This is a genomic window from Kribbella sp. HUAS MG21 (genome assembly GCF_040254265.1).
Classification (GTDB): Bacteria; Actinomycetota; Actinomycetes; order Propionibacteriales; family Kribbellaceae; genus Kribbella.
On sequence record NZ_CP158165.1, the window covers coordinates 253,154 to 271,782 of the forward strand.

Genomic DNA, 18,629 nt, shown 5'->3' on the forward strand with positions numbered 1-18,629 from the left:
GAATTTGAGGGGGCAACCCTCCAGTTGATGGGGCAGGCTAGGCGGGCGGGGCGGTGCTGTTGCGGAGGATGAGCGTTGTGGGGACCGGCGTCGGCGCGTGGCCGTCGGCAGTGCCGAGCTGGGCGATCAGCGTGTCGACGCTGCGCCGGCCGATGTCGGTGAAGGTCTGACGGACCGTGGTGAGAGGCGGCCAGAACTGCGCCGCCTCCTCCATGTCGTCGAACCCGACCACGCTCACGTCGTCCGGCACCGCCCGCCCCTGCTCGTGCAGCGCGCGGAGCACCCCGAGCGCCATCTGGTCGTTGGCCACGAAGACGGCGGTCACCTCCGGGTTCGCGGCGAGCTGACGGCCGGCGTCGTACCCGCAGGCCGGCGACCAGTCCCCGATCAGCAGCGGCGGTACGTCGCACCCGTGGTCGCGGAGGGTCTGCTCCCAGGAGCGCCGGCGCTGGTCCGCGGCGAACGACGACGGCGGGCCGGCCACGTGCCAGACGGTCTTGTGGCCCAACTCGAGCAGGTGCTCCGTGGCGAGCCGGGCGCCCTGCGTCTGGTCGGTGTCGATGACGGGGTGGTCGTAGTGCGCGCCCGCGTGCACGATCACCACCGGCAGCCCGGGCGGCAGCTGTACGCCGTCCAGCAGCTGCGCCTCGATCATCATGATGACGCCGTCCACGGCCTGCTCCGCCAGCCGGGTGAACGCGTCCGCCACGGCCTGCCGGCTCACCGCCAGCACCGGCATCAGGTTGACGGAGTACCCGCGTGCTGTGGCGGCGGTGGCGATCGCGTCGAGCGTTCGCGTCGTACCGAAGGTGGAGAGTTCGAACACGATCACGCCGATACTGCGGAACTCGCCGCTGCGGAGTGCGCGGGCGGCGCCGTTCGGGCGGTAGCCGAGCTCGCGCATCGCGGCCTGCACCCGGGCCCGGGTGGACGCGTCCACGTTCAGCCGGCCGTTCGCGACCCGGGACACCGTCTGCCCGGACACCCCGGCCAGCCGCGCCACGTCCGCCATCGACGGACCACGCCGCCGTCGTCCTCCGGCCGTTCCTTCCACCCCGGTACCTCCCGTGTGGCAGGAGTCTAGACATGTTTGCGTCAACAGGCCGGGCCCCCGGCGAGCCGGGCACAACGATGGAACAGGTGGGTCCGGCGTCGCTGTGACCGGACCCACCTGGCTCTACACGCCGACCTTGCTCGCCAGGAGGTCGGCTACGGCGTGGACCGCGCGGAGGGTCGGGGCCTTGACGCCGGTGAGGTCGGCCAACTCGACGACGGCCGCGAGGATGACGTCGAGCTCGAGCGGCTTGTCCTTCTCCAGGTCCTGCAGCATCGACGTCTTGTGCTCGCCGACGCGTTCGGCGCCGTCGAGCCGCTTGTCCACGGAGATGTCCGGGTGACAGCCGAGCGCGGCGGCGATCTCCAGCGACTCCTCCATCATCAGCCGGACCATCTGCCGGGTGCCTTGATGCGTGGCGATCTCCACCATCGTGGCGCGAGCCAGCGCGCTGATCGGGTTGAACGCCGCGTTCCCGAGCAGCTTGATCCAGATGTCCTTGCGGATGTCCGCCTCGACCGGGCACTTCAGCCCGCCGGCGATCATCGCCGTACTGAACTCCTCGCACCGCCGCGACGGACCGCCCGCGGGCTCGCCGATCGAGAACCGGGTGCCTTCCAGGTGCCGTACGACGCCCGGCCCTTCCAGCTCGGTCGAGCAGTAGACGACGCAGCCGATCGCGCGGTCGAGGTCGAGCACCTGGGTGACGGTGCCGCCGGGGTCGACGGACTCGATGCGGCGGCCTTCGTACGGACCTTTCAGGCGGTGGAAGTACCACCAAGGGATGCCGTTCTGCGCGGCGACGACGACCGTCCGGTCGTGCAGCAGCGGCCGCAGCAGCGGGCCGGCGCTCGCGTACGAGTTCGCCTTGAGCCCGAGAAAGACGTAGTCGACCGGACCGATCTCGGCCGGGTCGTCGGTGGCGGGCGTCCGGGCCGTGAAGTCGCCGCGCGGGCTGAGCACCGAGACGCCGTTCGCCCGGATCGCCTCCAGGTGCGCGCCGCGGGCGACCAGATGCACCTCGGTCCCACCACGGTGCAGCGCCGCACCGACGTACGCACCGATCGCGCCGGCGCCGAGAACCGCAACTCTCATAAGGGTCCCTGCCTTCCAGAGAATCTTGGTATACGGCATACAGTAGGCTGCAGCCCGAATGCGGTCAAGATCACACTCTCCGGCAAACGCTCGCCAAAATTCCCGGAGGACCTGGCACACTGAGCGCCGTGACCTGGCCCGCGATGGTGTGGATCGGCGGCGCCCCGGGTGCCGGCAAGTCGACGATCGCGCGGGACCTCGCGCGGCGGGCCGATCTGCCGCTGCATCCGGTCGACCTGTGGACCTACGCGCATCTGGACCGGCTGCCGCCGCTCCGTCCGTTGGCGGCGGACCTGGCCGAGGGGCCGGAGTACGCCGCGGCGGCGTTCGTGGAGATCAGCCGGCTGCGTCTGGAGCTGGTTGTCGCGGACGTGCACGAGCGCGGACTGGGCGACGTACCGGCGCTGGTGGAGGGCCCACAACTGTTTCCCTCGATGGCCGACTCGGTTGCGGCGGCGGTCTGGTTGTTGCCGGATGCCGAGCAGACCCGGCGGGCTCGGGAGCAGCGGCTGGCGCGGGTGCACGAACCGGCCGGTCAGGCGCAGTTGGAGCGCCTGCTGGCGCGGGACGCCGTACTGGCCGAGCTGGTACGTCGGGAGGCTGCTGAACGTGGGCGTGTCCTCATCGAGGTCCCTGCGGAGCCGGACTGGCCGGCGATCACCTCTGCGGTCGAGGGCGCGTTGGGTGCGCTCCCCCGCCTAGAGCCGGGTGACGCGCTCAGCCGGCAGAGGCGGTACGAGAACCTCGCTGCGTGTCGTCAGGGCCGCTTGTGGCAGGCGGACGCCGGGCTGGAGGCGCTGCCGCCGTACCCCTTCGCGTGTGAGTGCGGCACGTCAGGATGCGCTGTCACGTGGTCGGGGACGCCGGACGAGTACGACGTACGGCGTGAACAGGGATGGCTGATGGCTCATCGAGCGTGCTAGGCTCCTCCCGGTTGATGTTTTGCAGTTCCACGTTCGTTTCGAAGCGCCCGCGGATTTGTGATCCGCCGGGCGTTTTGTCGTATCAGGAGAGAAAAATGGCTTTGGGAACAGTGAAGTGGTTCAACGGTGAGAAGGGCTTCGGCTTCATCTCCCAGGAGGACGGCGGCGCCGACGTGTTCGTGCACTACTCGGCGATCCAGACCCAGGGCTTCCGCTCCCTGGACGAGAACCAGCGGGTCGAGTTCGAGATCGCGCAGGGCCCGAAGGGCCTGCAGGCGGAGAACGTCCGCCCGCTCTGAGCTGTCGAAGGATGACTTCGGCCGCTGCGCCGTAGCCCCTTCTCGCGGCAGACCCGGTTCACGCCGGGTCTGCCGTGCTCCACAGGTACTCGCCGTCCTCCAGTACGTCGGTGCGCGCGAGGCCTACCGCGGTCGCGACAGCGGCCGATGCAGTGTGGTCCGGATGGATGTGCGCGACGATCCGCCGGACGTTCTGAGCCCGTAGCCAGGTGACGAGTCCCTGGGCGGCCTCCCTCGCGAACCCCCGGCCCTGCCAGGCAGCGCCGATGACCCACGCGATTTCCGCCGTACTGCCGGTGACTGTCGCCTGGACGTAGCCGATCAGCTCGCCGTCGTGGCGGACCACCCAGTTGAGCCATTGCTCGTCGGGTGTGTCCGGACCGGCCAGTTGGCGGCGGTAGCGCGCCTCGAGAGCCTCCACAGTCGGCGGTTCACCGCCGGTGAACGTGTAGAGGCCCGGATCGGACAGGACCTCGGCCATCGGTCCGGCGTACTCGACCCGGAGCGGCAGCAGCGACAGGCGTTCCGTCTCGATCACCCGCGCAACGCTAACTCCGTTTGCCGGACCGGCAACATCCTGTGTCCACTGCCCGTGGGCCGGATCACACTGTCTCCATGATCGAGATCGATTGGGCTGGAGAGGCCGGGCGGCTGCGAGCATCCGCCGAGGGCGAGACCGACTGGAACACGGCCGTGGCCCGCACGCTCGTGCGGGACGGCGACAAGGTCGTCGCGGACGTCGGGTGCGGTGGCGGAGGAATGGCGAAGGCGCTCGCCGAGGCGGTGCCCGGCGCGACGGTCGTCGCGATCGACGCGGATCCCGACGTCCTCGAACAGGCCAGGCAGCACACGGCCGGACTGGTCCGCTGCGAGCTGGCGTCAATGGACGACGGTGCGGAACCGTTGCGCCGGGCAATCGCCGCTCCGGCCGATCTGATCTGGGCGTCGGCCTCCGTACACCACGCCGCCGACCAGCAGGCTGCTGTGGACGCATTGGCGTCGTTGCTCGCACCCGGTGGGCGGTTGGCGCTGGCCGAGGGCGGGCTGCCGGCGCGGCATCTGCCGTGGGACCTGGGGATCGGGGAGCCCGGGCTGGAGCTGCGGTTGGATGTGGCGCAGGACCGGTGGTTCAAGGTGATGCGGGAGTCGCTGCCGGGGTCGGTGCCGCTGCCGTACGGATGGACCGAGGCCATGACGCGCGCCGGGCTGACCGACGTGACCACGCGCAGCGTGCTGAGCGAGACGCCGGCGCCGCTGTCGCCGGAGCGGCTCGACGGGGTGGTGCGGCAGTTCCGGACGCGGATCGAGCGGCTGACCGGGGCCGAGCCGGCGCACGGTCACGGTCACGGGCACGGTCACGTGGCGGCTGACCAGGAGTGGCTGAGTGCGGAGGACGTGGAGGTCTGGCAGCAGCTGCTCGACCCCGACGGACCGCAGTACCTCGGGCGGCGCGCGGACCTCGCCGTACTGTCCGTCCGCAGCATCCACCTCGGGCACGCGCCGCGCTGACACGGCAGGCTGTCGCCGCAGTGTCGGCGGGTCGCCGTAAGGTGGGTGCCCATGAACGACCGGCTGGTGTGGATCGACTGCGAGATGACCGGCCTCGACCTGGCGAACGACGCCCTGATCGAGGTCGCCGTCCTGGTCACCGACTACGAACTGAACGTGCTCGGTGACGGGATCGACCTGGTCATCGCGCCGCCCCCGGGCGCGCTCGAGCAGATGGGCGACTTCGTCCGCGACATGCACACCGCCTCCGGCCTGCTCGACGAGCTCGCCAACGGCATCCCGCTGGCCGAGGCCGAGCAGCAGGTCCTCGACTTCATCACGTCGTACGTGAAGGAGCCCCGCAAGGCCGCCCTCGCCGGCAACTCGGTCGGCACCGACCGGACCTTCCTCGTCCGCGACATGCCCCGCGTCGAGGCCCACCTGCACTACCGCAACGTCGACGTCAGCTCGATCAAGGAACTCGTCCGCCGGTGGTACCCGCGGGTCTACTATGCGACCCCCGCCAAGAACGGGAACCACCGAGCGCTCGCCGACATCACCGAGAGCATCGACGAGCTGCGGTACTACCGGGAGACCGTGTTCGTCCCCCAGCCCGGCCCCGACTCCACCACCGCCCGGGCCGCCGCGAGCCTCATCACGGCCACCTCCGAGGACACTCCGACAGGCCCCTGACCTGCGGTTCCACCCTCGATTTCAGCTCCGGACAGTTCGTCGCTATGATTGCTCAGCCGTCGCGGTTCGGACGGCGATGGTGGGTGTAGCTCAGCTGGTAGAGCACCTGGTTGTGGTCCAGGTGGTCGCGGGTTCAAGTCCCGTCACTCACCCGATGGCCGGCCATGCCTGCGGAGAGCGCAGGCTTGGTCGGCTTCGTCATTTTGTGCGGCTGCGCTTCGCTTGCCGCGAGCGGGGGCTCCGCCACCCGCACCCCCATTCGCCTTCGCTTCGCTCGGCTGCTGGGGTTGGGTTGGGTGGGTCGGCTCGGCTGCTGGGGTTGGGTTGGGTGGGTCGGCTCGGCTGGTGTGGCTGGGTTGGGTGGGTTGGTCGGCTCGGCTGGTGTGGCTGGGTTGGGTGGGTCGGCTCGGCTGCTGTGGCTGGGTTCGGCGGGTTGGTCACCGTTCGCGTGGGAGGATGCGCTGGTGAAGGCGTCTGGGAGCATGTGGTTCGGGTACGGCTTGGTTGTGGTGGTGACGTTTGTGGTGGGGTTCTTGGCGTTTGTGGTCTGGGTTTTGTCGAAGGTGTTCTGAGGGTGTGATCTGGCCTGCCTGTGGGTGCGTCTTCTAGGTAGAGGCGTCTACAGGAGGTGGGATGGGCACTACTGAGGACTTCGAGGAGTTTGCGCGGGCGCAGATACCTCGGCTTTATCGGACGGCCTGGTTGCTGGTCGGGGACCGGCATCTGGCTGAGGATCTGGTGCAGGACACGCTGGCGAATCTGCTGAAGGTGTGGCACCGGGTCGAGAGTCCGGGGGCCTATGCGCGGACGACTCTGGTGCGGACCTTCATCTCGCAGCGGCGGCGGAAGAGTTGGGCGGAGCGGCCTACCGGGGACGTGCCGGAGCTGGCGGCGGAGCGGGTCGGGGATCCGGAGTTGCGGATCGCCTTGCAGAGTGCCCTGGCGGAGCTGGCTCCGCTGGACCGGGCCGTGTTGGTGCTGCGGTTCTTCGAAGATCGCAGCGTCGAACAGGTGGCGCTCGATCTCGGCAAGAAGACCAGCGCGATCACCACGCGCACCGCCCGCGCTCTGGACCGGCTGCGCGCGGTCCTCGGTGCGGACGCCGACCAGCTGATCGCCCTCTGATTCCAGGAGACCCCATGAACACCCAGCTCACCGACCTGATGCAGCGCGCCACCGAGAACCTCGAGCCCGTGACGCCCGACCTGCTGGAACGCAGCGTCGCGCAGGGCCTGCGGCTGCGTCGCCGCCGTACTGCGCTGCTCGCCGCGAGCGGCACCGGCGCCGTACTCGCCACCGCCGGCCTGATCGCCGGCGGCATCCAGTGGCTCGGCTCCCCCGCGGACACAGCCGCCGCCGGCACACCGATCGCGATCGGGAAGCCGTCCACGGTGCCGTCGGTCAAGCCGACGCCCATCCCGTCGGCCGACCCGACGACCAATGGTCCGACCAAGCCGACCGCGGCCGGGGCCGATCCCGAGCAGACACTCGCGACCCTCAAGTCGCTGCTCAAGGCGCCCGGCAGGACCTTCGCGCGGCCTGAGACGTGGGGCGGCGGCACCTACACCGGTGCGTCGTACGTCGTCGACGACGGTCACGGCGCCGCGCGGGTGGACGTGATGCTCTCCGGCGGCGGCGAAGGCAACCCCTGTGTCCCGGTCCGCCGAGGCTGCACCACCCTGCCCGACGGCTCGGTCCTCTTCGCTTCGAAGGAGTCCCCCGAGTACACCGACGGCCGCCAGGCGGAGCACGGCGTCGTCAGCAACTACGTCATCCTGTTCCGCCGCGACGGCCGCAACATCAACCTCACCAGCTACAACGCCCCGGCCCAGAAGGGCGAACAGCACACTCGGCCCACGCCGATCCTGTCCGTCAAGGACCTGACCACCCTCGCCAAGAGCAAGACCTGGAAGCTTCCGCCGGTCTCCCCCACCAAGGGCGGCACCAAGTAGCCCACCACCGAGCCCATCGCGCCAGCTCCCCCGGAGCGACCGCGATGGGCTCGGCGGTTCAACGGTTGATCGCCAGTGTGGAGAAGTCGGCCTGACACTCGTCCGGGCATGCCTCCTCTCGAGGCGCCGGGCTGTGACGTTACGGTCGGGGCGTACATCTCCGGTGGAAGGACAGGCAGCTGTGCGTCACGAAGTGACTCCCACGGACACCGCGCTCGCCGTGGGCAGCGGGGACGTCGAGGTGCTCGCCACGCCTCGGCTGATCACCTGGCTCGAGTACGCGACCGCCCAGCTCGCCCTGCGTTCGCTCGGCCCCGGCCAGACCTCCGTCGGTACGTCGGTCCGCATCCGGCACCGCCTGCCGACCCGCGTCGGCGACACCGTCGACATCGTGGCCGACGAGCCCGCCGTGGACGGCCGCCATCTCCGCTTCCAGGTCCGCGCCACCAACTCGGCCGGCCAGCTGATCGCCGACGGCGAACTGGAACGCGTGGTCGTCGATCGCGAACGCTTCCTCGCCGACGTCCCCTAGCGCGCTCTAGGCGGGTGGGCGGATGATGCGTTGCTCGATCGCGCGTGCGACCGCGGCGGCTCGGGTGTCGACCTCCAGTTTGGTGTAGATGTGCGCGAGGTGGGACTTGATCGTGGCCTCGCTGACGTACAGCTTCTTCGCGAGATCGCGGTTCGACTTCCCGGTCGCGAGCAGGCCGAGGATCTCCACCTCGCGCTCGGTCAGCGACGGGCCGGAGCGCCGTACCAGCCGGGCCGCGACGGCGGGCGACAGCACGGTCTCGCCACGCGCCGTACCGCGGATCGCCCGGAACAGGTCGCCCGGCGGCGCGTCCTTCAACAGATAGCCCGAGGCGCCCGCGTCGATCGCACTCATGATGTCGGCCTCGGTGTCGTACGTCGTCAGCACCAGCACGTACGGCGGCTCGGGCAGCGCGCGCAGCCGCGCGGTCACCTCGGCACCGCCCGCACCGGGCCCGAGGTTGAGATCCATCAGTACGACGTCCGGATGCAGAGCCGCCACGAGCTGCTCCGCGCTGACCGCGTCCGACGCCTCGCCGACGACGGTCAGATCGTCCTGGGCCTCGACCAGCGCGCGGACCCCGGCCCGCACGACGGGATGGTCGTCGACCAGTGCCACCTTGATCATCGAGACTCCGGCGGCATCCGCAGCGGGATCGAGGCGGCCAACGCCGTCCCGTCCCCCGGTTCACTCTCCAGCACCAGCGTTCCTCCCAGTCGTCTCAGCCGTTCACGGATTCCGGCCAGTCCATGGCCGCGGTCGGAATCGATCTTGGCATGAGATCGCGGAAGGCCCCGTCCGTTATCCACAACGTCCAGGACGACCGCGTCCGGGTGGTACGTGAGCGTCACGACGGCCGACTGCGCCCGCGCGTGTTCGAGCACATTGGCCAGCGCGCCACGGGCCGTCCGCAGCAGCGCGGTCTCCACCTCCGAGTCGAGAGTGACCGGCGTACCGTGCACCTGGACGCGGACATCGACGTCGCTGTGGGCGGCCAGGCGCTCACAGCTCTTGCGTAGGGCTTCCGGCAGACCGGCTGCCAGCTCTGCCGGTGCCAGGTCGCGCACTACTCTCCTGGCCTCGTCCAAACCGTCGCGTGCCGTTGCGGCCGCCTGGGCGGCGTGCTCACGTGCAGCTGCCGGCCTGTCGTCCCACTCGCGCTCAGCGGCCTGCAGCAACAGGTTGATGCTCGACAGCCCCTGCGCCACGCTGTCGTGGATCTCGCGGGACAGCCGCGCCCGCTCGGCCATGACGCCCGCCTGGTGCTGTGCGTCGGCCAGGTCGCCCTGTGCAGCGTGCAGCTCGTCCAGTAGCGCCTGTCTGGCCAGCGCATCCCGCTCCAGCGCCCGATAGGCGCTCACGGCAAGTACTGCGATGCACACCGGCCCCAGCACGATCGTCGGGTCCAGGCGGTCGGTCATCCGGCTCCACTGCACCACGGTGACCACCACCATGCCCGCAACGACCAGACAGGCCGGGCGGAACGACAAGATGCGCAGAGCAACGAACGACAGCGGCACCGCGCACCAGGCGAACGACGGCGCCAGGAACACCAGCGCACACCACTCCAGCACCAGCAACGCCAGCCAGAGCCGGCTGGGCAGCACCCGGTAGGCGGCGTACGTCGCCAGCAGCACCACCGCGCCGATCAGCACCCACGGACCGCGATCGCCGAACCCGTGACCGGTGAGATACCGGATCGCCGAGGCCAGCACGAGGACGACCAGTGCCGCGTGCAGTGCGGTCACCAGCCGGGTCGCGTGACTGAGGATCGACGGGGTGTGCGCAGTAGACATGTTCAGCCGATCGTAGGCCGCGCGGCGCCGGATCCGAATCATCCGATCGGCTATCTCTTGATGGCCGAACACCCGTCGTGCGGCACGTCCGGCCGGGCGCAAGCTGGAGGCAGTTCGCAAGCCACCGACCGTTGAGAGGTTCCGATGTCCGTCCGTTCGCTGTCCGCCACCCTCGCGCTGTCCGCCACGCTGCTCGGCGCCGGCGCCTCCGCAGCGCTCGCCTCCCCTGCCTTCGCGACCCGTCCGAGCACCTACGAGCTCCCGGGCGACGCCGGCGGCTCGAAGTTCGAGGGCATCGGGTACGACGCACGGACCAGCAACTTCTACGTCTCCGAGACCACCGGCGGCGAGATCCACCGCGGCCGGCTGCGCGCCGGCGACGCGATCGAGTGGCTGAAGGGCGACGGCACCGACGGGCGCTGGACCGCCCGCGGCGTGAACGTCGACTCCGAGGGCCGGGTGTACGTCGCCGGCGGCCCGAACGGGATCGACCACCAGGGCGCGCCGGACCTGTGGGTCTACGACCGCGACGGGGACCTGCTCGCGGCCCTCCGCACCGGCGTGCCGAACGCGTTCCTCAACGACGTGATCATCGGCCCGGACGGCGCCGCCTACTTCACGAACTCGAACGCCCCGCAGATCTTCCGCGTCGCCGAGCAGAACGGCGACTGGACCGTCACCACCTGGGCCGACGCCACCGGCACCATCGCGACGACGACCGGCTTCAACCTCGGCGGCATCGTGCTGTCGCCGGACCGCAGGGCGCTGATCGTGGCCCAGGGCAACGTCGGCAAGCTGTGGCGGTTCGACCTGCGCACGGCCGCGGCGACCGAGGTCAACACCGGCGGTGCCGACCTCGTGAACGCCGACGGGCTGGTGCAGCAGGGCGACAGCCTCTGGGTCGTGCGGAACTTCTCCAGGGTGCTGAGCACCCTCGAGCTGTCGGAGGACGGCCGGACCGCGCGGCTGGTCTCCGCGACGCCGACCGCCCAGGACCGGGTGCTGACGACCGCGAAGCTCGCCCAGGGCCGGCTGCTGCTGGTCGACAGCAAGTTCGACGAGCCGACCGCCGTCCCGCCGTACCAGGTCATCACCCTCGACCCGCGCCGATGACCCGCCGTCCGATCGCGGTGGCCGCCGTCCTGCTGATGGCGGCGACCACCGCGTGTTCCACTGAGACCAGCAGCCAGGAGCCGGCTGCGACGGCCTCACCGTCGCAGTCAGCAACACCGTCGCCGTCGCCGACGCCGTCTTCTTCGAGGAGCGCATCCATGCCGTCCGGTCTCGACCGCCAGTTGATCGCCGCCGCCTGGAAGAACGACCTGGCCGAGGCCGGCCGCCTGATCAAGGCAGGTGCGAACGTCAACGCCGTCGACGACACCGTGCAGAGCGCGTTCCTGATCGCCGCCAGCGAGGGCTACCTCGACCTGCTGAACCTGGCCCTCGCGAACGGCGCCGACGTCCGCAGCCTCGACAGCTACCACGGCACGGCGCTCATCCGGGCCGCCGAGCGCGGTCACGCCGCGGTGGTCGGCCGGCTGATCCAGGCCGGTGTGAAGGTCGACCACGTCAACAACCTCGGCTGGACCGCGCTGCACGAGGCAGTCCTGCTCGGCAAGGGCACACCGCAGTACGTCGACACCGTCCGGCTGCTCGTCGCGGCCGGAGCCGACCGGTCCAAGCCCGCGGTGAAGGACGGCGTCACGCCGATGCACGCGGCGAAGGACCGCGGGCAGACGGCAGTCAGCGCAGTGCTCGACACCAAGGCATCCGCAAGCGCGCTCCTCGGCGCTGCCTCCGCGGGTGACGCCAACAAGGTCGCCGCAGCGTTGGCGGCCGGTGCGCCGATCGAGTCCCGCGACGATCACCGCCGTACGCCGCTCCTGCTGGCCGCGCTCAACGACCGCGTCGACGTGGCTCGGCTGCTCGTCCAGCTCGGTGCCGACCCCGACGCCCAGGACGACCGGAAGGACTCCGCTTGGCTCGTCACCGGCGTCACCGGCAGCGTCGCAATGCTGGAGACGCTCCTCCCGGCGAACCCGGACCTGACGCTGCGCAACCGCTTCGGCGGCACCTCCGTCATCCCGGCCAGCGAACGCGGCCACGTCGCCTATGTCCGGCGGGTCGTGAAGACCAAGATCAACGTCAACCACGTCAACAACCTCGGCTGGACGGCCCTGCTGGAGGCGATCATCCTCGGCAAGGGCACGCAGCCCTGGCAGGACATCGTCCAGACCCTCGTCACCGCCGGCGCCAACCCCAACCTGCCCGACGCCGACGGCGTCACCCCACTCCGCCACGCAGAATCCCGCGGCTACACCGAAATCGCCAAAATCCTCCGCACCGCCGGAGCACGCTGAGCAGTCATCCCTCAGACGGGGCTCTGCTCACCGGCCTCGATCGCGAACGGGTAGCGATTGCCGGCGGGCGGTGTCGGACAGGTCGGGAAGAAGTCCCCGAACGCGCACGGGAGGTTCACGGCTCGATTGAAGTCGAGAGTCACCCGGCCGTCGGCCGCCGCGGCCGGGATGTCCAGCGCACGGCCGGCCGGGTAGGTGCGTGCCCCGCTGGTCGCATCCGCGAAAACCGCGACCTGCCGACCGTTCGACATCGTCACCCGCAGGTCGTACGGCGCACCGCCGTACTCGAAACGCACCGTCCCAGGGGATTCGTACGCCTGATCACGCGAGCCGACCGTCCCGAGGCTCAGCTCACGGGGCTCGGCCTGGAAATGACCGGTGATGACGAAAGCGGGATCGGGATCGAAGACAGCGACGCCGGCGAAGTTCTGCCGCGCCGGCGCGTTCGGATCGTAGGTGATGAGGTGGTATCCGCCGCTGTAGGTGATTCCGATCTCGAGTTCGCCTGCGGTGACCCGCTGGTCGTCCGGACCGTCGGCCAGGTTCAGGACACGAGTGCTGGTGAAGTCGACGCCGTCGAAGGTCATCCGTCCGCAGGCGGGATCGACCAGCAGCTCGGTGCCTTTCTGCCACCAGCGGCCCGGGATGCCGGGGTAGCGACGCGGTGTCTCGTCCAGCCAGTTGAGCGCTACTGCGGACAGCCAGCCGTGCGGTCGGGTCAGCCACTGTTCCCAGCCCGCTCGCCAGGCTTCCCACTCAGCGCGAAAGCTCTCGAAGTTCATGGCTCGAGCGTGCCGGGCGAGCTGCCGAAACAGCGAAGACCTTTGCCGAAGTGGCAATCAATCGCGGATCAGGCAGCGGGACGGGAGTTCGAACCAGCGGAGGTGGTCGAAATCGGTGTTGACGTGGCCCTCGGGGTCGGTGCGGTCCTGCCGGCACGTGGACAACAGCTCACGCGCCTCCGCGAGGTAGTCGTCGAGGGCGGACTCAGCGGCCGTGTGGTCATGGCGCGGGTACCTGAGCTTGCCGTCGGCGTCGTACCCGACCTGCGAGAGTCGCAGCGGGGGCTCGACCGGGCCGCGGTGGTGCCGCCACAGTCCGTTGGCCGGGTCGAAGCGGTAGTCGCCGAGGAGTCGCCAGCCGTCGTGGGCCACGAGCTTCACGGCCTCGACGACGTACGAGAAGACCGCCTCGGAGATGAAGTAGTTGAAGTTGACCCGCACCCAGCCCGGCTTGATCCCCTCGCAGCCGTGCAGGATCTCCTCCTCGAACTCGTGCGACCGGTCGAGATCGATTCCGAGCAGCGCGTGACCGTACGGGCCGGCGCACGAGCAACCGCCGCGAGACTGGATCCCGAACAGGTCGTTCAGCAACGCGACCACGAAGTTGTGGTGCAGGTACCGCCCGGACGGCGACTTGACCACGAACGACACGATCGACAACCGCTCAGCGTCCAGGTTGCCGAGGATCTGCAGGTTCGGCTCGCACTTCCAGGCCTCGACCGCCCGCCGCAGGTACGCGTCCTCGTGCGCCCGGATCACGTCGATCCCGACCGCCTGCTTCAACTGGAACGCCAGGCCGGCGCGGATCGACCCGATGATCGCCGGCGTCCCGCCCTCCTCACGGTGCACCGGATCGTCCAGGTACCGATGTTCCAGCGGGTTCACGTACGCGACGGTGCCCCCACCCGGTACGTCGGGCACGCGGTTGCGGAGCAGTTCACGCCGGGCGACCAGCACGCCGGGCGTCCCCGGGCCGCCGATCAGCTTGTGCGGGCTGAGGAAGATCGCGTCCTTGTACGCGAGCGGGTCCTCGTCGCGCCCGCCGTACATGTCGATCTCGACGTACGGCGCGGCCGCGGCGCAGTCCCAGAACGACAACGCCCCGTGCCGGTGCAGCAACGCCGACACCCGCTGCGTGTTGCTGACGATCCCGGTGACGTTGCTCGCCGCCGAGAACGACCCGATCTTCAGCGGGCGGCTGGCGTACTCCCGCAGTCGCGTCTCGAGTTGGTCGATGTCGATGTGGCCGTCCGCGTCCTGGCTGATCACCACCACGTCGGCGATCGACTCGCGCCAGGGCAGTTCGTTCGAGTGGTGCTCGTACGGCCCGATGAAGACGACCGGCCGCTGGTCGCGCGGGATCAGCGAGGTCAGGTGGTAGCTGTCGTCGAGCTCCGCCGGGATCCGCAGCCCGAGGATCCCGATCAGCTTGTCGATCGCGCCGGTCGCGCCGGAGCCGCAGAAGATCAGCGCGGTCTCGTCGTCGCCGCCGACGCTCTGGTGGATGATGCGGCGGGCGTCCTCCCGCAGCCGGGTCGTCTGCAGGCCGGTCCCGCTCGACTCGGTGTGCGTGTTCGCGTACCGCGGCAGGACCTCCTCGCGGATGAAGTCCTCCAGGAACGTGAGCGCCCGCCCGGAGGCGGTGTAGTCGGCGTAGGTCACCCGCCGCGGCCCGTAAGGCCCCGGCATCACCTGGTCGTCACCGATCACCGACGCCCGGATCCGCCGCAGCAGCGGCGTGTCCGGCGGCATTCCGGCAGGGTCCCCCTCGGTGCTCATGGGCCCAGGGTAGGTCGGCAACGTGATCTGCGTCTCGTGATCTGCGCGTGCCCGCTGGATAGGGTCGGAGCCAGTCGACGGCGAGGAGTGGGGATGACGTTTTCCAGCGAGCTGTGGGACCGCGGTGCCGCCTCCGTGTACGAGGAGATCGTCCGGCATCCGTTCATCACCGGCCTGACCGACGGGACCCTGGACCACGACGCGTTCCGGTACTTCATCGTCCAGGACAGCCACTACCTCCGCGCGTACTCGCGGGCCCTCAGCCTGGTCGCCGGCCGTGCGCTGGACGAGGACGCGGTCAGCATGTTCGCCCTGCACGCCGCCAACGCGATCGCGGTCGAGCGCGAGCTGCACACTTCTCTGCTGGAGACCCTGGGACTGACGACGGCCGACGTGGAGGCGGCAGGCTCGCGTCCGACCACAACGGCGTACATGTCCTATCTCACGGCGGTGTGCGCCACCGGGACGTACGCCGAAGCCGTGGCCGCGGTGCTGCCCTGCTACTGGATCTACCGGGACGTCGGGCGGGAGCTGCTCAAGCGGTCGTCGCCGGACCCGATGTACCGGAAGTGGATCGAGACGTACGGCTCCGAGGAGTTCGACGCCGTGGTCGAGTCGGTACTCGCCGTCACCGACGGGCTGGACGTGGGGGCCGCGGAGCGGGAGCGTTGTCACCAGCACTTCGCCACGACGTGCCGGTACGAGTGGATGTTCTGGGACGCCGCGTACCACCAGCTCGATTGGCCGGTGAAATGAAGGACTTCTACGACGTCGTCATCGTCGGCGGCGGGCACAACGGCCTCGTCGCCGCGGCGTACCTGGCCCAGTCCGGGCTCTCCACGCTCGTCCTCGAGCAGCAGGCGCACACCGGCGGCGCCGCGGTCAGCGAGCGCGTGTTCCCGGGCGTGGACGCGCGGCTGTCGCGCTACTCGTACCTGGTCAGCCTGCTGCCCGACAAAATCGTCGCGGACCTCGGCCTCGATCTGGAGCTCCGGTCCCGCGCGGTTGCCTCCTATACCCCGGTACGTCGTTCCGGCCGCGACGTCGGCCTGATGGTCGAGCGCCCGGAGGGCCCTGGCACGAGGGACTCGTTCCGGGCCCTCACGGGCAGCGATGCGGAGTACGCCGCCTGGACAGACTTCTACGGGGCTGTCGGCTCCCTGGCGGCCGCGGTGGCGCCCACCCTGCTCGAGCCGCTCCCGTCGGCCGCCGACCTCCGCTCACGCGTCGACAGCGCCCTGTGGGACGAGCTGGTCGAGCGTCCGCTCGGGGAGACCATCGAACGACGGTTCGCCGACGACACCGTCCGCGGCGTCGTCGCCACCGACTCCGTGATCGGGACGTTCGCCGGGCTGCACGACGAGTCCCTGATCCAGAACAGGTGCTTCCTGTACCACCTGATCGGCAACGGCACCGGTGAGTGGCGGGTACCCGTCGGCGGGATGGGCGCGGTCACGGACGCCCTTGCCGTGGCCGCCCGGCAGGCCGGGGCCGTGCTGGTCACCGATGCCGCAGTCACCTCGGTCGAGGTCGACGGGACGCGCGGCTCAGTCACATGGCTCGGTGGTGACGGTGAGCGATCCGTCGACTGTTCCTGGGTGCTGTCGAACGTCGCACCGTCGACCCTGGCCGAGCTGCGCGGTCAGACCGGCGTCGATAAGCCGGAGGGTTCGCAGCTGAAGATCAACCTGCTGCTGCGCCATCTGCCGGCGCTGAAGTCGGGCGACGATCCGGCGCGGGCGTTCGCCGGCACGTTCCACATCGACGAGGACTACAGCCAGCTCGAATCGGCGTACCGGAGCGCGGCCGCGGGCGAGCTGCCCGCCGTACCGCCGTCGGAGGTCTACTGCCATTCGCTGACCGACCCGTCGATCCTCTCCCCCGACCTGGTTGCGTCCGGCTACCACACCCTGACCGTCTTCGGTGTGCACTTCCCCGCCCGGTTGTTTGCCTCCGACAACGATGCGGCGCGGGCGGAGGCGACCCGGCGGGTGCTCGCCGGCCTGGAGTCGTACCTCGCCGAACCGCTCGAGGACTGCATCGCGCGCGACGCCGACGGCAACCTCTGCATCGAGGCGAAGACGCCGTACGACATCGAGGAATCCGTCGGCATGCCCGGCGGCCACATCTTCCACGGCGACCTCCAGTGGCCCTGGGCGACCGAGCCCGCCGACACCGGCCGCTGGGGCACCGAGACCGACGTCCGCAACCTCCTGATCTGCGGCTCCGGCGCCCGCCGAGGCGGCGCCGTCTCCGGCCTCGGCGGCCACAACGCCGCCATGACCATCCTGCACCGCTAACCGATTTCGCATCTCCCCGATCCCCCTGCTACGATCCTCATCGTTCGAAGGCAAGACAAGCGCCGCTAGCTCAATTGGCAGAGCAGCTGACTCTTAATCAGCGGGTTCGGGGTTCGAGTCCCTGGCGGCGCACAAAAGCCCAGGTCACGCAAGTGGTCTGGGCTTCGGCATGTCGGTAGGTCATCTCATCTCTTTGCGCTGATTGATCGCGCGGCATCCTCCGGCCACGCGGCACCGTCGGAGCCCCGATCTGCTCGTGACTGTGCGTCACATCACATCGGTTCGCAACGCTGCCGACTTTCCGATTCGGCAACGCGACCTGCGTCGAGGCTCCAACCGCCGAACGGCTTGGAGGCATGACATGTCGAGCCCACCGCTGCCCATCGGAACCTGGGGAAGCATCTCCACCAAGGTCATCAAGAGGGATAAGAACGGCAAGCCCGTCAGGCACCAGTCGCAGACCGAGTTCCGTGACCACGATGGTCGCGTCCGGCAAGTCAGCGCAGTGGGAGCGACCAAGGCAGGTGCCGAGACCGCCCTGAAGCAGAAACTCCAGGACCGTGCCCGCACCAACCAGTCCGGCACCCTCACCGCGATGCACAAGGTCTCCCACCTCATCGACCTCTGGGAGAAGAAGTTCGAAGAACGGGTCGCGAACGGGAAGCGATCCCCGACGTCCCTCGACACCTACCGCCGCGTCATCAAGAACCACATCCGACCCGCTTTCGCCGAACTCCGCATCGGCGAAGCCACGACCCAACGCATCGACACCGCCATCACGAAGATCAAGAGCCGAGCCGGCGTCCCCACCGCCAAGACCTGCCGCGCCGTCCTGTCAGGATGATGAGTCTCGCCGTCCACTACGGAGCTACCTCCGTCAACCCGGTCCGCGGGATCGAAACCATCGAAGCCGAGGCAAAGAACCCACCCCGCGCCCTCACCGGCGAGGAAGTCACGCTCCTCAGAAGACACCTCGCCGGGGACGGCTATGCCGTCCGCACCGACCTTCCCGACCTCGTCACCTTCATGCTCGGCACCGGCGTGCGCATCGGCGAATCCCTAGCCGTCCTTTGGTCCCAAGTAGACCTCGAAGCAGGCACAGCCGAGATCACTCACACCATCGCACGCATCAAAGGCGAAGGCCTGATCCGCAAACGCACGCCGCGGGCCGTGCCCGCGGCCGCGTCGGCGGCCGGCCCACCGTGGTGAACGCTGATCTCATCGCCGCCGCTCGCGACCTCCTGCCCAATCCCGCGCACAGCATCACCTCGATCGCGAAGCTGCTCGGCGTCAGCCCCGGCACCCTCTACAACCATATTCCGGACCTGCGCGAGCTCCGCTCTGGCCAACTCGCCGCCGACAAGGAGCCAGACACCGCCCAGAGCCTCGACCGCATGGATGCGGTTGCAACAACGCCTCTTGACACCGGAAGTGTTTTTCCGGAATAATCCTTCCACAGTGAGGGGAGTATCCCCGACGTTCCCGTCGTCATTACGGCCCGGCCGCCTGAGTGCCGGCCCGGCGGAACGGCCCCGGGCTTGGACAGCAAGCCGGGGCGGGAGAGACCTCCAGACCA

At 69.6% G+C, this 18,629-nt stretch carries 22 protein-coding genes and 2 tRNA genes; 16 read left to right on the plus strand and 8 right to left on the minus strand.

The window, feature by feature from the left end:
• Positions 1–37: 37 nt before the first annotated feature.
• Both ABN611_RS01095 and ABN611_RS01100 read right to left on the minus strand, forming a co-directional pair.
• Positions 38–1,012, minus strand: a complete 975-nt coding sequence (locus ABN611_RS01095) for a LacI family DNA-binding transcriptional regulator (protein ID WP_350277831.1) — start codon at positions 1,010–1,012, stop codon at positions 38–40.
• Positions 1,013–1,177: 165 nt separating this feature from the next.
• Entirely contained in the window at positions 1,178–2,149 is a 972-nt protein-coding gene (locus ABN611_RS01100) for a 2-dehydropantoate 2-reductase (RefSeq protein ID WP_350277832.1), read from the minus strand.
• A 128-nt stretch (positions 2,150–2,277) separates the two neighbouring features.
• On the opposite strand from ABN611_RS01100, the gene ABN611_RS01105 reads away from it, so the two are divergent.
• Together ABN611_RS01105 and ABN611_RS01110 are read left to right on the plus strand one after the other, a co-directional pair.
• The gene (locus ABN611_RS01105) at positions 2,278–3,072 is read left to right on the plus strand and encodes a hypothetical protein (RefSeq protein ID WP_350277833.1); all 795 of its coding nucleotides are present in this window, start codon (positions 2,278–2,280) and stop codon (positions 3,070–3,072) included.
• A 95-nt stretch (positions 3,073–3,167) separates the two neighbouring features.
• Entirely contained in the window at positions 3,168–3,371 is a 204-nt protein-coding gene (locus tag ABN611_RS01110; protein ID WP_184835013.1) for a cold-shock protein, read from the plus strand.
• 58 nt (positions 3,372–3,429) lie between these two features.
• Here the strand turns inward: ABN611_RS01110 and ABN611_RS01115 are convergent, their stop codons facing one another.
• A complete protein-coding gene (locus ABN611_RS01115) occupies positions 3,430–3,909 on the minus strand; it encodes a GNAT family N-acetyltransferase (protein ID WP_350277834.1) in 480 nt (159 codons plus the stop codon).
• A 77-nt stretch (positions 3,910–3,986) separates the two neighbouring features.
• Between ABN611_RS01115 and ABN611_RS01120 the strand changes: the two genes are divergently transcribed.
• The 6 genes from ABN611_RS01120 (at position 3,987) to ABN611_RS01145 (ending at position 8,036) form a co-directional block, all read left to right on the plus strand.
• The gene (locus ABN611_RS01120; RefSeq protein ID WP_350277835.1) at positions 3,987–4,880 is read left to right on the plus strand and encodes a class I SAM-dependent methyltransferase; all 894 of its coding nucleotides are present in this window, start codon (positions 3,987–3,989) and stop codon (positions 4,878–4,880) included.
• 51 nt (positions 4,881–4,931) lie between these two features.
• Positions 4,932–5,552 (plus strand): oligoribonuclease, encoded by a 621-nt coding sequence (gene orn, locus ABN611_RS01125; RefSeq protein WP_350277836.1) that lies wholly within the window; start codon positions 4,932–4,934, stop codon positions 5,550–5,552.
• Between the two features lie 79 nt (positions 5,553–5,631).
• Positions 5,632–5,704 (plus strand) — tRNA-His (locus tag ABN611_RS01130).
• 481 nt (positions 5,705–6,185) lie between these two features.
• On the plus strand, positions 6,186–6,677 hold the full coding sequence (locus tag ABN611_RS01135) for a SigE family RNA polymerase sigma factor (RefSeq protein WP_350277837.1): 492 nt from the start codon (positions 6,186–6,188) through the stop codon (positions 6,675–6,677).
• Between the two features lie 14 nt (positions 6,678–6,691).
• A complete protein-coding gene (locus tag ABN611_RS01140) occupies positions 6,692–7,504 on the plus strand; it encodes a hypothetical protein (protein ID WP_350277838.1) in 813 nt (270 codons plus the stop codon).
• A 181-nt stretch (positions 7,505–7,685) separates the two neighbouring features.
• Positions 7,686–8,036, plus strand: a complete 351-nt coding sequence (locus ABN611_RS01145; RefSeq protein ID WP_350277839.1) for a hotdog domain-containing protein — start codon at positions 7,686–7,688, stop codon at positions 8,034–8,036.
• A gap of 6 nt (positions 8,037–8,042) precedes the next feature.
• Here the strand turns inward: ABN611_RS01145 and ABN611_RS01150 are convergent, their stop codons facing one another.
• On the minus strand, positions 8,043–8,663 hold the full coding sequence (locus ABN611_RS01150) for a response regulator transcription factor (protein WP_350277840.1): 621 nt from the start codon (positions 8,661–8,663) through the stop codon (positions 8,043–8,045).
• Positions 8,660–9,832 carry a sensor histidine kinase gene (locus tag ABN611_RS01155; RefSeq protein ID WP_350277841.1) on the minus strand — a complete coding sequence of 391 codons (1,173 nt, stop codon included), beginning with the start codon at positions 9,830–9,832 and terminating at the stop codon, positions 8,660–8,662. Before ABN611_RS01155 ends, ABN611_RS01150 begins: the two co-directional genes overlap by 4 nt.
• Positions 9,833–9,976: 144 nt before the next feature.
• Here ABN611_RS01155 and ABN611_RS01160 point away from each other — a divergent pair, with 144 nt between their 5' ends.
• Positions 9,977–10,945 (plus strand): gluconolaconase, encoded by a 969-nt coding sequence (locus ABN611_RS01160; RefSeq protein WP_350277842.1) that lies wholly within the window; start codon positions 9,977–9,979, stop codon positions 10,943–10,945.
• Here ABN611_RS01160 and ABN611_RS01165 read toward each other — a convergent pair.
• Positions 10,923–11,105, minus strand: coding sequence for a hypothetical protein (locus ABN611_RS01165; protein ID WP_350277843.1), 183 nt, complete (start codon positions 11,103–11,105; stop codon positions 10,923–10,925). The two genes, ABN611_RS01160 and ABN611_RS01165, sit on opposite strands and share 23 nt — an antisense overlap.
• Here ABN611_RS01165 and ABN611_RS01170 point away from each other — a divergent pair.
• Positions 11,104–12,192: an ankyrin repeat domain-containing protein gene (locus ABN611_RS01170; RefSeq protein WP_350277844.1), complete on the plus strand. Its 1,089-nt coding sequence runs from the start codon at positions 11,104–11,106 to the stop codon at positions 12,190–12,192. The genes ABN611_RS01165 and ABN611_RS01170 overlap by 2 nt on opposite strands.
• An 11-nt stretch (positions 12,193–12,203) precedes the next feature.
• Here the strand turns inward: ABN611_RS01170 and ABN611_RS01175 are convergent, their stop codons facing one another.
• Together ABN611_RS01175 and ABN611_RS01180 are read right to left on the minus strand one after the other, a co-directional pair.
• Positions 12,204–12,974, minus strand: a complete 771-nt coding sequence (locus ABN611_RS01175) for a DUF1684 domain-containing protein (RefSeq protein WP_350277845.1) — start codon at positions 12,972–12,974, stop codon at positions 12,204–12,206.
• A gap of 57 nt (positions 12,975–13,031) precedes the next feature.
• Complete coding sequence (locus tag ABN611_RS01180) at positions 13,032–14,753, minus strand: aminotransferase class V-fold PLP-dependent enzyme (protein ID WP_350277846.1); 1,722 nt, start codon at positions 14,751–14,753, stop codon at positions 13,032–13,034.
• A gap of 93 nt (positions 14,754–14,846) precedes the next feature.
• Here ABN611_RS01180 and tenA point away from each other — a divergent pair, with 93 nt between their 5' ends.
• From tenA to ABN611_RS01210, 6 genes are all read left to right on the plus strand, one after another.
• Positions 14,847–15,509, plus strand: a complete 663-nt coding sequence (gene tenA / locus ABN611_RS01185) for a thiaminase II (RefSeq protein ID WP_350277847.1) — start codon at positions 14,847–14,849, stop codon at positions 15,507–15,509.
• Entirely contained in the window at positions 15,506–17,053 is a 1,548-nt protein-coding gene (locus ABN611_RS01190; protein WP_350277848.1) for an NAD(P)/FAD-dependent oxidoreductase, read from the plus strand. The genes tenA and ABN611_RS01190 overlap by 4 nt, the downstream gene beginning before the upstream one ends.
• Before the next feature lie 59 nt (positions 17,054–17,112).
• Positions 17,113–17,185, plus strand: a tRNA-Lys gene (locus tag ABN611_RS01195).
• 373 nt (positions 17,186–17,558) lie between these two features.
• On the plus strand, positions 17,559–17,897 hold the full coding sequence (locus ABN611_RS01200) for a hypothetical protein (RefSeq protein WP_350277849.1): 339 nt from the start codon (positions 17,559–17,561) through the stop codon (positions 17,895–17,897).
• Positions 17,897–18,262, plus strand: coding sequence for a hypothetical protein (locus ABN611_RS01205; protein ID WP_350277850.1), 366 nt, complete (start codon positions 17,897–17,899; stop codon positions 18,260–18,262). Before ABN611_RS01200 ends, ABN611_RS01205 begins: the two co-directional genes overlap by 1 nt.
• Positions 18,259–18,501 (plus strand): hypothetical protein, encoded by a 243-nt coding sequence (locus ABN611_RS01210; RefSeq protein ID WP_350277851.1) that lies wholly within the window; start codon positions 18,259–18,261, stop codon positions 18,499–18,501. Before ABN611_RS01205 ends, ABN611_RS01210 begins: the two co-directional genes overlap by 4 nt.
• Positions 18,502–18,629: the final 128 nt, after the last annotated feature.